The organism is Streptomyces malaysiensis subsp. malaysiensis, assembly GCF_040653035.1.
In the GTDB taxonomy this organism is placed as follows: domain Bacteria; phylum Actinomycetota; class Actinomycetes; order Streptomycetales; family Streptomycetaceae; genus Streptomyces; species Streptomyces malaysiensis.
In genome coordinates this window covers 127817-140706 of sequence record NZ_JBEZNG010000025.1, presented here as the reverse complement: position 1 = coordinate 140706, position 12890 = coordinate 127817, and the positions used below count along the sequence as shown (strand labels likewise).

Annotated in this window: 12 protein-coding genes; 8 read left to right on the top strand and 4 right to left on the bottom strand. The window is 69.8% G+C overall.

The genetic code is table 11. From position 1 onward, the window contains the following. Positions 1-129 precede the first annotated feature (129 nt). Positions 130-801 (bottom strand): response regulator, encoded by a 672-nt coding sequence (locus AB0E24_RS36330; protein ID WP_009719179.1) that lies wholly within the window; start codon positions 799-801, stop codon positions 130-132. An 83-nt stretch (positions 802-884) separates the two neighbouring features. Next, positions 885-1772 carry a RecB family exonuclease gene (locus AB0E24_RS36325; protein ID WP_435865361.1) on the bottom strand — a complete coding sequence of 296 codons (888 nt, stop codon included), beginning with the start codon at positions 1770-1772 and terminating at the stop codon, positions 885-887. 128 nt (positions 1773-1900) lie between these two features. On the opposite strand from AB0E24_RS36325, the gene AB0E24_RS36320 reads away from it, so the two are divergent. The 3 genes from AB0E24_RS36320 (at position 1901) to AB0E24_RS36310 (ending at position 4971) form a co-directional block, all read left to right on the top strand. Continuing rightward, on the top strand, positions 1901-3151 hold the full coding sequence (locus AB0E24_RS36320; RefSeq protein ID WP_069869032.1) for a site-2 protease family protein: 1251 nt from the start codon (positions 1901-1903) through the stop codon (positions 3149-3151). Between the two features lie 49 nt (positions 3152-3200). Beyond that, a complete protein-coding gene (locus AB0E24_RS36315) occupies positions 3201-4235 on the top strand; it encodes a tRNA (adenine-N1)-methyltransferase (protein ID WP_237287572.1) in 1035 nt (344 codons plus the stop codon). A 151-nt stretch (positions 4236-4386) separates the two neighbouring features. Continuing rightward, positions 4387-4971 (top strand): hypothetical protein, encoded by a 585-nt coding sequence (locus AB0E24_RS36310; RefSeq protein ID WP_069869033.1) that lies wholly within the window; start codon positions 4387-4389, stop codon positions 4969-4971. Positions 4972-5003: 32 nt separating this feature from the next. Here the strand turns inward: AB0E24_RS36310 and AB0E24_RS36305 are convergent, their stop codons facing one another. Next, entirely contained in the window at positions 5004-5327 is a 324-nt protein-coding gene (locus tag AB0E24_RS36305; RefSeq protein ID WP_069869034.1) for a ferredoxin, read from the bottom strand. Positions 5328-5551: 224 nt separating this feature from the next. Here AB0E24_RS36305 and arc point away from each other — a divergent pair, with 224 nt between their 5' ends. From arc to prcA, 5 genes are all read left to right on the top strand, one after another. After that, positions 5552-7318 (top strand): proteasome ATPase, encoded by a 1767-nt coding sequence (gene arc, locus AB0E24_RS36300; protein ID WP_069869120.1) that lies wholly within the window; start codon positions 5552-5554, stop codon positions 7316-7318. Between the two features lie 259 nt (positions 7319-7577). Beyond that, positions 7578-9089, top strand: a complete 1512-nt coding sequence (dop, locus tag AB0E24_RS36295; protein WP_069869035.1) for a depupylase/deamidase Dop — start codon at positions 7578-7580, stop codon at positions 9087-9089. Positions 9090-9224: 135 nt separating this feature from the next. Beyond that, on the top strand, positions 9225-9443 hold the full coding sequence (locus tag AB0E24_RS36290; RefSeq protein WP_069869121.1) for a ubiquitin-like protein Pup: 219 nt from the start codon (positions 9225-9227) through the stop codon (positions 9441-9443). Between the two features lie 109 nt (positions 9444-9552). Beyond that, positions 9553-10398, top strand: a complete 846-nt coding sequence (prcB, locus tag AB0E24_RS36285) for a proteasome subunit beta (RefSeq protein WP_069869036.1) — start codon at positions 9553-9555, stop codon at positions 10396-10398. 53 nt (positions 10399-10451) lie between these two features. Next, positions 10452-11234 (top strand): proteasome subunit alpha, encoded by a 783-nt coding sequence (gene prcA, locus AB0E24_RS36280; RefSeq protein WP_079257018.1) that lies wholly within the window; start codon positions 10452-10454, stop codon positions 11232-11234. 673 nt (positions 11235-11907) lie between these two features. On the opposite strand, the gene AB0E24_RS36275 is transcribed toward prcA, so the two are convergent. Then, positions 11908-12888 (bottom strand): LacI family DNA-binding transcriptional regulator, encoded by a 981-nt coding sequence (locus AB0E24_RS36275; RefSeq protein WP_359383636.1) that lies wholly within the window; start codon positions 12886-12888, stop codon positions 11908-11910. Positions 12889-12890: the final 2 nt, after the last annotated feature.

Here is a 12890-nt window from a genome sequence, read left to right as displayed (position 1 = left end):
GCTCGCGTACCTGGAGGCGCAGCGCGGCGGCATCCGGCGCTCGGTGTACGGCCTCACCGAGGAGCAGGCGCGCAGCGTGCCCAGCGCGAGCCCGGGCCTCCTGGCGTACGGCCGTACGTCCCGGTGCCGCTACTGCGCGCCGGGGCGGACCAGCCCGCTCTCGTAGGCGTAGACGGCGGCCTGCACCCGGTCGCGCAGCCCCAGCTTGGTGAGCACATGGCCCACATGTGTTTTGACCGTGGTCTCGCTGACGAACAGATCCGCGGCGATCTCCGCGTTGGACAGCCCCCGGGCCACCAGCTTCAGCACCTCGACCTCGCGCTCGGTCAGCGTGTGCAGAGTGTCCGGCACCGGCTCCTCGCCCGACGGCAGATGCCCGGCGTACTTGTCGAGCAGCCTGCGGGTGATGCTGGGCGCCAGCATCGCCTCGCCCGCCGCCACCACGCGGATGGCCTGCACCAGCTCGGTGGCGGGCGCGTCCTTCAGCAGAAAGCCGCTGGCCCCGGCGCGCAGCGCCTCCACCACGTACTCGTCCAGGTCGAAGGTGGTCAGCACCAGCACCTTGGCCGGGCCGTCCCGGCCCGGGCCGGTGATCTGGCGGGTGGCCTCCACGCCGTCCATCCGCGGCATCCGGATGTCCATCAGGACCACATCGGGCTGGAGCGCCCGCACCTGGTCGAGGGCCTGGAGACCGTCCCCGGCCTCGCCGACGACCGCCAGATCCTGCTCCGCCTCCAGGATCATCCGGAAGCCGGTGCGCAGCAGCGGTTGGTCATCGACCAATAGGACGCGGATCGCCACGGGATCTCCTTCATTCGCTAGCCCGCGCCCATTGTGCCCGCCCGCCACCCACCACCACCCTCAGGGGGCGCTACGCGGCAGCCTCAAGTCTGTGAAGGGATCACAGCCAGCGGATACATCGGCGGCGTACCCCCGAATTCCGGACAGTGTGCCTGGTGGTCGCACCAGCCGCAGAGCCTGGTCTGACGCGGTACGAAGGCGCCGGTCTCCGTGGCCAGCCGGATCGCCTCCCACAGGGCCAGCACCTTGCGCTCCACGGCCCGCAGATCCCGCTCCTCCGGGTCGTACGTCAGCACATCCCCGCTGCCCAGATAGACCAGCTGGAGCCGCCGCGGGATCACCCCGCGCAGCCGCCACACCACCAGGGCGTAGAACTTCATCTGGAACAGGGCCTCGCCCGCGTACTGCGGCGCGGGGGCCTTGCCGGTCTTGTAGTCCACGATCCGTACATCACCTGTCGGAGCGATGTCGATCCGGTCGATGATGCCACGGAGCCTCAGCCCGGACTCGAGCTCCGTCTCCACGAACAGCTCCCGCTCCGCGGGCTCCAGACGGGTCGGATCCTCCAGCGAGAACCACTGCTCCACCAGCGTCTGGGCCCCCGTCAGCCACTCGGCCAGCCGGTCCGGCGCCGGGGCGCCGTCCTCCTCCTGGAACAGCTCCGCCAGCTCCGGCTTGGCCGCGAGCAGCCGCTCCCACTCGCCCGGCACCATCGCCCGCGCCCGCGGCGCGGTGCGCTCGGCGGCCGGGGCGTCGAAGAGCCGCTCCAGCACCGCGTGGACCACCGTGCCGCGGGTGGCCGCCGCGCTGGGCTTCTCCGGCAATTTGTCGATCACTCGGAAGCGGTACAGCAGCGGGCACCGCATGAAATCGGCCGCCCGCGAGGGTGACAACGAGGCGGCTGGAACGGATTTCGGTGGCCCGTCGGAGGGTTCGGCCTTCCCGGTGGTGGTTCCCGTGGTGGTTCCCATGGCCAAGACCCTACGACCCGCCACTGACAGCCGGACGCATACCATCGACGTTCGAGCCCCTCGCACTGCATGATCGTGGGGACCGTATCAAAAGAGGGGTGCGACGGAGCATCCGACGAGGGGACACCGTGGACAACAGCGGGCAGCGGCAGTCCGACAACGGGGAATCGGACCGCGCGACCGAGCCCGAGGACGGCAAGCAGCCGCGCCCACGCGAGGTGGGCGGCGGCTTTCTCATGGGCCGTCCCTTCGGCGTGCCCGTGTACGTCTCGCCGAGCTGGTTCCTGGTCGCCGCCCTCATCACCTGGGTCTTCGGCGGTCAGCTCGACCGGGTGCTGCCCGAGCTCGGCGCCGCCCGCTATCTGGTCTCGCTCTTCTTCGCGGTGGCCTTCTACGCCTCGGTGCTGGTGCACGAACTCGCCCACACCGTGGCCGCGCTCCGCTTCAAGCTGCCGGTGCGCCGGATCCAGCTCCAGTTCTTCGGCGGGGTCTCGGAGATCGAGAAGGAGACCGAGACCCCCGGCCGGGAGTTCGTGCTCGCCTTCGTCGGCCCGCTGCTCTCCCTGGTCCTGGCGGGCGTGTTCTACCTGGGCATGCTGGTCGTGGAGCCCGGCACGGTGCCCGGGGTGCTGCTCGCCGGGCTGATGATCTCCAACCTGATCGTGGCCGCGTTCAACCTGCTGCCCGGGCTGCCGCTGGACGGCGGGCGGATGCTGCGGGCCATCGTCTGGAAGGTCAGCGGCAAGCCCATGACCGGCACCGTCGCCGCCGCCTGGTGCGGCCGCGCGCTCGCCGTCGCGGTGCTCGTCGGGCTGCCGCTGCTCACCCAGGCGGGCGGGCTTGGCGAGGAGCCCAAGAGCTTCGGCAGCGTCGACTCGCTCACCGACGCGCTGCTGGCCGCCATACTCGCCGCGATCATCTGGACCGGCGCGGGCAACAGCCTGCGGATGGCCCGGCTGCGGGAGCGGCTGCCGGACCTGCGCGCCCGTACGCTCACCCGGCGCGCGGTGCCCGTGGCGGCCGACACCCCGCTCTCCGAGGCGCTGCGCCGGGCGAACGAGGCCGGGGCCCGCGCCCTGGTCGTGGTGGACGGCCAGGGCGCCCCGACCGCCGTGGTGCGCGAGGCCGCCATCGTGGGCGTCCCCGAGCACCGCCGCCCCTGGGTCGCGGTCAGCGGTCTGGCCCAGGACCTCAAGGACGGTATGCGGGTCTCCGCCGAGCTCACCGGCGAGGAGTTGCTGGACACCCTGCGGGCCACCCCCGCCACCGAGTACCTGGTGATCGAGGAGACCGGTGAGATCTACGGGGTGCTCTCCACGGCCGATGTCGAGCGCGCCTTCGTGGCGGCCATGGCCAGGACCCCCTCGGGCCGCTCCTGAGGGCCCCGGTGTGGTCCGGGCAGGGGAAAGCGCCCGGTAGGCTGTTCACATGTCCGAACCGACCGGTGCCGCCCGCCGTCGCGGGCCCTTCCAGGTCGGGGACCAGGTCCAGCTCACCGACCCCAAGGGACGCCACTACACCTTCACGCTCGAGGCCGGGAAGAACTTCCACACCCACAAGGGATCCTTCCCCCATGACGAGCTGATCGGTGCCCCCGAGGGAACCGTCGTGCGCACCACGGGAAACGTCGCGTATCTCGCGCTGCGCCCCCTGCTCCCCGACTATGTCCTGTCCATGCCACGCGGTGCCGCCGTGGTCTACCCCAAGGACGCGGGGCAGATCCTGGCGATGGCCGACATCTACCCCGGCGCACGTGTCGTCGAGGCGGGCGTCGGTTCCGGCTCGCTCTCGATGTTCCTGCTGCGGGCCATCGGCGACCAGGGCATGCTGCACTCCTACGAGCGCCGGGCCGACTTCGCCGAGATCGCCGCCCAGAACGTCGAGCGTTACTTCGGCGCTCCGCACCCCGCCTGGCGGCTCACCGTCGGCGACCTTCAGGACAACCTCAGCGACACCGATGTGGACCGCGTGATCCTGGACATGCTCGCCCCCTGGGAGTGCCTGGAGCCGGTGTCCAAGGCGCTCGTCCCCGGCGGCATCCTGTGCGCGTACGTCGCCACCACCACCCAGCTCGCCCGCACCGTGGAGGCCATCCGCGAGCACGGCACCTTCAACGAGCCGTCGGCCTGGGAAACCATGGTGCGCACCTGGCACGTCGAGGGCCTGGCGGTGCGGCCCGACCACCGCATGATCGGCCACACCGGCTTCCTGCTCACCGCGCGCCGCCTCGCGGACGGTGTGGAGCCCCCGATGCGCCGCCGCAGGCCCGCCAAGGGCGCCTACGGCGAGGACTACGTGGGCTGGGGCACCGCGAAGGACACCGGCGCCGCGGACGCCTCCGAAGGCGGCCGGCGCGCTTCCGGCGGCCGGGACACCGCATCCGGTTCCGATGGCCGGGACACCGCTTCCCATGGGCGGGAGACCCCGTCCGGTGGCCAGGAGACCCCGTCCGGCGACTCCTGACGTCCGTCCGGTGTCCATCTGACGGACACCGGCCCGCAACAGCGCGGCGCGGCCACCGAATTCCCCGTGCGGGGGCGGTGGCCGCGCCCCTGTGAGATGTGGCACGATGCGGGACACCCCCGCCGCAAGCCCTCACATGGAGTCGTCCCGCGTGCAGCCTCTGGGCCCGGATCTCGAGCACACCCACCCTCGTCCGGTGCACTGGGTCGCGACCGCGGCCGCCGTGGCCGCCGTCATCGCCGGGGGGTCGTTCTTCCAGCCCTCCGACGCCAAGGCCACCACGTCCACCGGCGTCTCCGCACCGCGCACCGGGTCGCTTCCGGCCGCCGAGGCCCCCGATCCCCGCGCCGCGGACTACCCGATGGACTGCGGACGGGCCAGGCCCGATGTCATCGACCGCGGCTCGGCGGACCTGGACGGGGACGGTCGGCCGGAGACCGTGGCCGTGGTGCGCTGCCGGACGGCGTTCGGGACCCCGCCCAGCGGTGTGTATGCGCTCTCCCAGCCGGCCGGGGCGGGCGCGGCGCCCCGGGTGGTGGCCACGTTCGTGGACCCGAAGGAAGGGATGAGCATCCGCGATTTCGCGGTGCGCGGAAAGCTGGTTTCGGCCACCTTGCTGGGATACTCCTCGGCCAAGGTTCCGCGGTGCTGTCCGGACCTGGCGCGCAAGGTCAACTGGCGGTGGCGGGACGGCAAGTTCGTTTTGAAGGCGCTGCCGGTTCCGGGGAGTGTGTGAGCGGTCACTCGCCCTGTGTCACACCGTGTGTGTCACTCCGCGTCGGGCCCGTAGACCTCGATCCGGTCCGTGACACGGCGTACATGGATGCAGTCGCCGGGGCACTCCTTCGCGGAATCCCGGACCTCGGTCAGCAGGGCCAGGGGGACCGGAGTGGTGGCACCCTTCTCCTGAAGCAGCTCATCGTCGGCGCTCTTGACGTAGGCTAGACCGTCGATGTCGAGTTCGAAGACCTCGGGAGCGTACTGGGCGCAGATGCCATCGCCGGTGCACAGATCCTGGTCAATCCAGACCTCAAGATCACCGAGCTCCTCGTTCCGCACAGTATGTCCCCTGCCGTTCCTTCGATACGCCATTCAACATTGTCTAAATATCGCCAACCCTGACGGGTGTTGACCGTGTCGACGATACAACCGCTCGCTTTCCGATGTTGTTGGGTGGGTATTCACCTGGCGTGAGGGAGTGCGCAAGGGTGAAGATCGGACACACGCCGACCGGGTTTGTGATCTAGGGGTTTCAACCCGCACCGGCCCAGGTAGGGTCAGGAAGCGTCCAGCTCCCCTTGGAGGAGGTGAGGACCGTGGCAGCCCACGACGACGACATCAACCGCGGCATCCGGCCGGGGCGGGGGTCTGACGACCCTGCCGGCCAGGTTGCCTATCTCGAGCAGGAAATCGCCGTCCTGCGCCGCAAGCTCGCCGACTCTCCGCGTCACACGAGGATTCTCGAAGAGCGGATCGTCGAGCTACAGACCAATCTGGCAGGCGTCTCCGCACAGAACGAGCGGCTCGCGAACACACTCCGTGAGGCCCGCGACCAGATCGTGGCCCTCAAGGAGGAGGTCGACCGGCTCGCGCAGCCGCCGGCCGGCTTCGGAGCCTTTCTACAGGCGAACGAGGACGGTACGGCCGACATCTTCACCGGGGGCCGTAAACTCCGGGTGAATGTCAGCCCAAGTGTCGAGCTCGACGACCTCAGGCGTGGCCAGGAGGTCATGCTCAACGAGGCGCTCAATGTGGTCGAGGCCATGGAGTTCGAGCGCGCCGGGGACATCGTCACCCTCAAGGAGGTCCTTGAGGACGGCGAGCGCGCCCTGGTGATCGGGCACACCGATGAAGAGCGGGTGGTGCGGCTGGCGGAGCCGCTGCTGCGCACCACCATTCGCCCCGGTGACGCCCTGCTGCTCGAGTCCCGGTCCGGCTATGTCTACGAGGTCGTGCCGAAGAGCGAGGTCGAGGAGCTCGTCCTCGAAGAGGTACCGGACATCGACTACAACAAGATCGGCGGTCTGGGAAACCAGATCGAGCTGATCCGCGACGCGGTCGAGCTGCCCTACCTCTACCCCGACCTCTTCAAGGAGCACGAACTGCGGCCGCCCAAGGGTGTGCTGCTGTACGGCCCTCCCGGCTGCGGCAAGACGCTGATCGCCAAGGCCGTGGCCAACTCCCTTGCCAAGAAGGTCGCCGAGGTGACCGGCAAGCCCGCGGGGAAGAGCTTCTTCCTCAACATCAAGGGCCCCGAGCTGCTCAACAAGTACGTCGGTGAGACGGAGCGGCACATCCGGCTGGTCTTCCAGCGGGCTCGGGAGAAGGCCAGCGAGGGCACGCCCGTCATCGTCTTCTTCGACGAGATGGACTCCCTCTTCCGCACCCGTGGCTCCGGGGTCAGCTCGGACGTGGAGAACACCATCGTCCCCCAGCTGCTCTCCGAGATCGACGGTGTGGAGGGCCTGGAGAATGTGATCGTCATCGGCGCCTCCAACCGTGAGGACATGATCGACCCGGCGATCCTGCGCCCCGGCCGCCTCGATGTGAAGATCAAGATCGAGCGTCCGGACGCCGAGGCCGCCAAGGACATCTTCTCGAAGTACCTGACCGAGTCCCTGCCGATCCATGGCGACGACCTCGCCGAGCACGGCGAGTCGCCCAAGGCCGCGATCGGCGGGATGATCCAGTCGGTGGTCGAGCAGATGTACACCGAATCCGAGGAGAACCGCTTCCTGGAGGTCACCTACGCCAATGGCGACAAGGAAGTCCTCTACTTCAAGGACTTCAACTCCGGCGCCATGATCCAGAACATTGTGGACCGCGCCAAGAAGATGGCGATCAAGGACTTCCTGGACCACAACCAGAAGGGCCTTCGCGTCTCCCATCTGCTCGCCGCCTGCGTGGACGAGTTCAAGGAGAACGAGGACCTGCCCAACACCACCAACCCGGACGACTGGGCCCGGATCTCCGGTAAGAAGGGCGAGCGGATCGTCTACATCCGCACCCTGGTCACCGGAAAGCAGGGCGCGGACACGGGACGCTCCATCGACACGGTGGCGAACACCGGTCAGTACCTGTAACACCGCGGTCCGGCTGCGGATGTCCTGGACGGGGCATCCGCAGCCGGATGCGCTTTTCGGACCGCATTCTTCGTATGAGTCCTACGAGCCCGACCGGAGCAATGACTGTAATGATCTCCGCAGCACCGCGTGGCCGTTCTAGGCTCTTCGGTACCGCAGTTTCGCGGCACGGGGGATCGGGGGCCGCAAATGGACCGGGAGCGCAGCGGTACTTGAGCGCCGACCCCAGCCGGGGGCGGCGCCGGGCAAGGAGGGCCGCATGACCGTACGGCGCGTGATGGGAATCGAGACGGAGTACGGGATCTCTGTCCCGGGGCACCCGAACGCCAATGCCATGCTCACCTCATCCCAGGTCGTCAACGCCTACGCGGCGGCGATGCACCGGGCGCGCCGCGCCCGCTGGGACTTCGAGGAGGAGAACCCGCTGCGGGACGCCCGCGGTTTCGACCTCGCGCGCGAGTCCGCGGACGCCAGCCAGCTCACCGACGAGGACATCGGCCTGGCCAATGTGATCCTCACCAATGGCGCACGGCTCTATGTGGACCACGCCCACCCCGAGTACTCCGCCCCCGAGGTCACCAACCCCCGGGACGCGGTGCTCTGGGACAAGGCGGGCGAGCGCATCATGGCCGAGGCCGCGCTGCGCGCCGCCGAGCTGCCCGGCGGCCAGCCCATCCACCTGTACAAGAACAACACCGACAACAAGGGCGCCTCCTACGGCACGCATGAGAACTACCTGATGAAGCGGGAGACCGCCTTCTCGGACATCGTGCGCCACCTGACGCCCTTCTTCGTCTCCCGCCAGGTCGTCACGGGCGCCGGCCGCGTCGGTGTCGGCCAGGACGGCCATGAGCACGGCTTCCAGATCAGCCAGCGGGCCGACTACTTCGAGGTCGAGGTCGGCCTGGAGACCACGCTCAAGCGCCCGATCATCAACACCCGCGACGAGCCGCACGCCGACGCCGAGAAGTACCGCCGGCTCCACGTGATCATCGGGGACGCCAACCTCTCCGAGCTCTCGACCTACCTCAAGCTGGGCACCACCGCCCTGGTCCTGTCGATGATCGAGGACGGCTTCATCGCCGTGGACCTCGCCGTGGACCAGCCGGTGCGCACCCTGCACCAGGTCTCGCACGACCCGACGCTGCGCCGTCTCGTCACGCTGCGCAGCGGCCGTACGCTCACCGCGGTGCAGCTCCAGATGGAGTACTTCGAGCTCGCCCGCAAATACGTCGAGGACCGCTACGGCGCGGACGCCGACGAGCAGACCCGGGACGTCCTGACCCGCTGGGAGGACGTGCTGAACCGGCTGGAGCGCGACCCCATGAGCCTGTCCGGCGAGCTGGACTGGATCGCCAAGCGCGAGCTGCTGGAGGGCTACCGCCGGCGGGACGCCCTGGACTGGGACGCGGCCCGGCTCCATCTGGTGGACCTCCAGTACGCCGACGTACGCCCCGACAAGGGCCTGTACAACCGTCTGGTGGCCCGCGGCAAGATGAAGCGGCTGCTGGACGACCAGGACATCGCACGCGCCCAGAACAAGCCCCCGGAGGACACCCGCGCCTACTTCCGCGGCCGCTGCCTCGAGCAGTACGCGGACGATGTGGCCGCGGCCTCCTGGGACTCGGTGATCTTCGACCTGCCAGGTCGTGACTCTCTGCAACGGGTCCCCACGCTGGAGCCGCTGCGCGGCACCCGGAACCACGTGAAGGAGCTGCTGGACCGCTGCCGCACGGCCGAGGACCTGGTCCGGGTGCTGTCCGGAGGCTGAAATGCCCTTGGGCCGGGAATCATCGAGGTGGCCTCCGTGCGTTGTAGCGAGTGGGAGGCCGATGTCGGACCCGGCTTGTAGGGTCTGATCTTGAGACCGATCGAATCAGCGGGCGAACCGAGCGGGGTGAGGGATATGGCGACCAAGGACACTGGCGGCGGTCAGCAGAAGGCGTCGCGCTCGACCGAGGAGGTCGAGGAGCAGACGCAGGACGCACAGGCCGCGGAGGACCTCAAGGAGCGGCAGGAGAAGCTCTCGGACGATGTGGACTCCGTCCTGGACGAGATCGACGACGTGCTCGAGGAGAACGCGGAGGACTTCGTGAGGTCTTTCGTCCAGAAGGGCGGACAGTAAGGCGCGTCTTCTCCGTCCTGCGTCCCCGTGGAAGGGACGCAGGACGGATGACTTGCATGGCCAGGGGTATGGTCCGTGCAGAATTTCAAGATCTGGTGGAAGGAAACGTGTGGAAGCCAACACTCGTAGCACAGGGCGTCTGCCAGCTGCCTTCCTGACGCCCGGCTCCTCGTCGTTCATGGACTTCCTGGGTGACCACTCGCCCGAGCTGCTTCCGGGGAACCGTCCGCTGCCCGCGGTGCAGGGCGCCATCGAGGCCCCCCACGGCACCACCATCGTGTCGCTGACCTTCGCCGGCGGTGTGGTGCTCGCCGGTGACCGCCGCGCCACCATGGGCAATGTCATCGCGCAGCGTGACATCGAGAAGGTCTTCCCCGCCGACGAGTACTCGGCCGTCGGGATCGCGGGGACCGCCGGTATCGCCGTGGAGATGGTCAAGCTCTTCCAGCTCGAGTTGGAGCACTTCGAGAAGGTCGAGGGCACCGTGCTCTCGCTCGAGGGCAAGGCGAACAGGCTGTCGACCATGATCCGCGGCAACCTCGGCATGGCGATGCAGGGGCTTGCCGTGGTCCCGCTCTTCGCGGGGTGGGACGTCGACCGGGAGAAGGGCCGCATCTTCTCCTACGACGTGACCGGGGGGCGTTCGGAAGAGCGCGGCTTCGCCGCCACCGGCTCGGGCTCGATGTTCGCCCGGGGCGCGCTCAAGAAGCTCTATCGCGAGGACCTGAGCGAGGAGCAGGCCGCCACCGCCGTGCTTCAGGCGCTCTATGACGCGGCCGACGACGATTCGGCGACCGGAGGGCCGGATCTCGCCCGCCGTATTTATCCGATCATCACCTCCATCACCGAGGACGGTTTCAAGAGGTTCAGCGAGGACGAGGTGTCCGAGCTCGCCCGTGCCATCCACGAACGGCGTCTCGAAGAGCCCGACGGCCCCCGCGCCGCCCTGCTCTGAGAGGACGGTCCAACCGGAATGCATTCGCCAATGACAGAAGGGACGGACAGCCGGTGACGACGCCGTTCTACGTTTCTCCTCAGCAGGCCATGGCAGACCGCGCCGAATACGCCCGTAAGGGCATCGCGCGCGGCCGCAGCGTGGTCGTGCTCCAGTACACCGACGGCATCGTCTTCGTTGCGGAGAACCCGTCCCGCGCGCTGCACAAGGTCAGCGAGATCTATGACCGGATCGCCTTCGCGGCGGTCGGTAAGTACAACGAATTCGAGAATCTGCGCATCGGCGGTGTCCGTTACGCCGATCTGCGTGGCTATACCTACGACCGCGAGGACGTCACCGCGCGCGGGCTGGCGAATGTCTACGCCCAGACCCTGGGCACGATCTTCTCCAGCGCCGCCGAGAAGCCGTACGAGGTCGAGCTGATCGTCGCCGAGGTCGGGGAGGGCCCCGAGGACGACCAGATCTACCGCCTTCCGCACGACGGCTCCATCGTGGACGAGCACGGCTCGGTCGCCGTCGGTGGCAATGCCGACCAGATCAGCAGCTATCTCGACCAGCGCCACCGGGACGGCATGACCCTCGCCGAGGCTCTCAAGCTGGCCGTCGACTCGCTCTCCCGCGACAACAACGGCGGGGAGCGCAGCCTCACCGCCGAGCAGCTCGAGGTCGCGGTCCTGGACCGCACCCGCCCCCAGAAGCGCAAGTTCAAGCGCGTCCTGGGCCGCCAGCTCTCCCAGCTCATGGAGCCGGGAGAGGGCGGGTCGGACTCGGCGGCGCCGGAGGCGTCGTCCGAGGCATCCGAGGCGGAGGAGCCCACGTCGGACTCCGAGGACTGACCCACCCCGCCACCGTTTCGTCTCTCCACCACCGCCGCCCCGGGCCCACCCGGGACGGCGGTGGCGCTATGCGGCCGCGAGGCACGCGGCCCGCTGACGCCCGGTGCGCGCCAGCGAGGCCCAGGGCTCGGCCCGGCAGGGGTGCCCCCGGGGGCGTGGTTGGTGCGTCGCAGTTCGGCGGGCACGCCCTGGGGCGCGGTTACGCCTGAAGCGGCTACTGGTTCGTCCCTGCGTTAACCGTGGCGGCGACCCTGAGACTTTGCGGCGCCCGGCTCGGCAGGGAATGCCCTCGGGGTGGCGTGGCCGGTGGGTCGCCGCTGGGCGGGTGCGTCCCCGCGTGTGGTTACGCCTGACGTGGGTGTGGGCCGGTTTGCGCCCGTGTTAATGAGACTCGTGGCGTATACCGGGCCCGGCGGAGGGTCCGCGAGGGGCGGTGTGGTCGGTGGTCGGCGCTCCGGCGTGTGATTACGCCTGAAGCGGCCGTGTGCTGTGCTGACCGTGGCGGCGGCCCTGAGAGTCGGCGGCGCGTGCCCGGTCCGGTGGGGAGTGCCCGGGTGGTGGCGGTGTGGCCGGTGCGTCGGTGGTCGGGGCGCTCCGGGGCGCGTCACGTCCGAAGTGGGTCGTGGGCCGCTGCTTGTTCCGGCGGCGACCGTGGCGGTGGCCCCGAGGTCGGTCAGGGCCGCGGGGGAGGGGCCGTGGAGCTGCGGGGGATCAGGTCGACGGGTAGCACGGTGTCCTGGGGGGTCTCGCCCTCCAGGAGTGTCATCAGGGCCCGCATACCGGCCGCGCCCACCGCCTCCGCGGGGAGCCGGACCGTGGTCAGCTCCGGTTCCACCGCCGTGGCCAGGGCCAGATCGTCGAAACCGGTCACCGAGACGTCGTCCGGGATCCGCAGGCCCAGCCGCCGGGCCGCCTTGCAGGCGCCCGCGGCCAGGATGTCGTCGTCGCAGACGAGCGCGGTCGGCCGGGGCCCGGGGCGGGCCAGGACGCGTTCGGCGGCCCGGCGGCCCTCCTCGACGCTCAGCCCCGCCGGTTCGGTGCTCAGCGCGGCGTCCGGGACCTCGCCCATCGCCTCCGCCAGCGCCCGGGCGCGGACCCGGAAGGTCCAGGAGTCCACCGCGGCCGCGAGATGCGCCACCCGGCGGTGTCCGAGCGTCAGCAGATGCCCCGCCGCCTGCCGCACCCCGTCCGCGATATCGAGGTTGACCGTGGCCGCCGCGGCCGCGTCGTCCGGGTCGCTGTCGAGCATCACCAGCGGCAGCCCGCCGCCGCGTACCGCGGCCAGCGCGTCGGCGGCCATGGAGGAGGCGATCACCCCGTCCAGCGAGGCGCGCGCCGAGTCGAACGGGTCCCGGGCCGGGCCCACGCCCTCGGGGGACGGGTAGAGCACCACGCCGAAGCCGTGGTCGGCGGCGACCCGCTCGGCGCCGGTGTAGACGCGGGCGAAGAACTCGGTCGTCAGGGCGGGCACCACCAGGAGCACGGTTCTGGTGCGGCCCAGGCGGAGGCTGCGGGCCGCCAGGTTGGGGCGGTAGCCGAGGTCGCGGGCGGCGGCGCGCACGGTCTCCGCGGTGCGCTCGGAGACTCGTCCGGGCCACTTCTCGCCGAGCACCAGGGACACGGTCGCCTGGGACACGCCCGCCACGCGCGCCACGT

Coding starts and splice junctions, on each gene's coding strand:
- dop (WP_069869035.1), top strand. CDS start 7,578: ATGACCGTACGGCGCGTGATGGGAATCGAGACGGAGTACGGGATCTCT.
- AB0E24_RS36290 (WP_069869121.1), top strand. CDS start 9,225: ATGGCGACCAAGGACACTGGCGGCGGTCAGCAGAAGGCGTCGCGCTCG.
- AB0E24_RS36315 (WP_237287572.1), top strand. CDS start 3,201: ATGTCCGAACCGACCGGTGCCGCCCGCCGTCGCGGGCCCTTCCAGGTC.
- AB0E24_RS36325 (WP_435865361.1), bottom strand. CDS start 1,772: ATGGGAACCACCACGGGAACCACCACCGGGAAGGCCGAACCCTCCGAC.
- AB0E24_RS36305 (WP_069869034.1), bottom strand. CDS start 5,327: ATGGCGTATCGAAGGAACGGCAGGGGACATACTGTGCGGAACGAGGAG.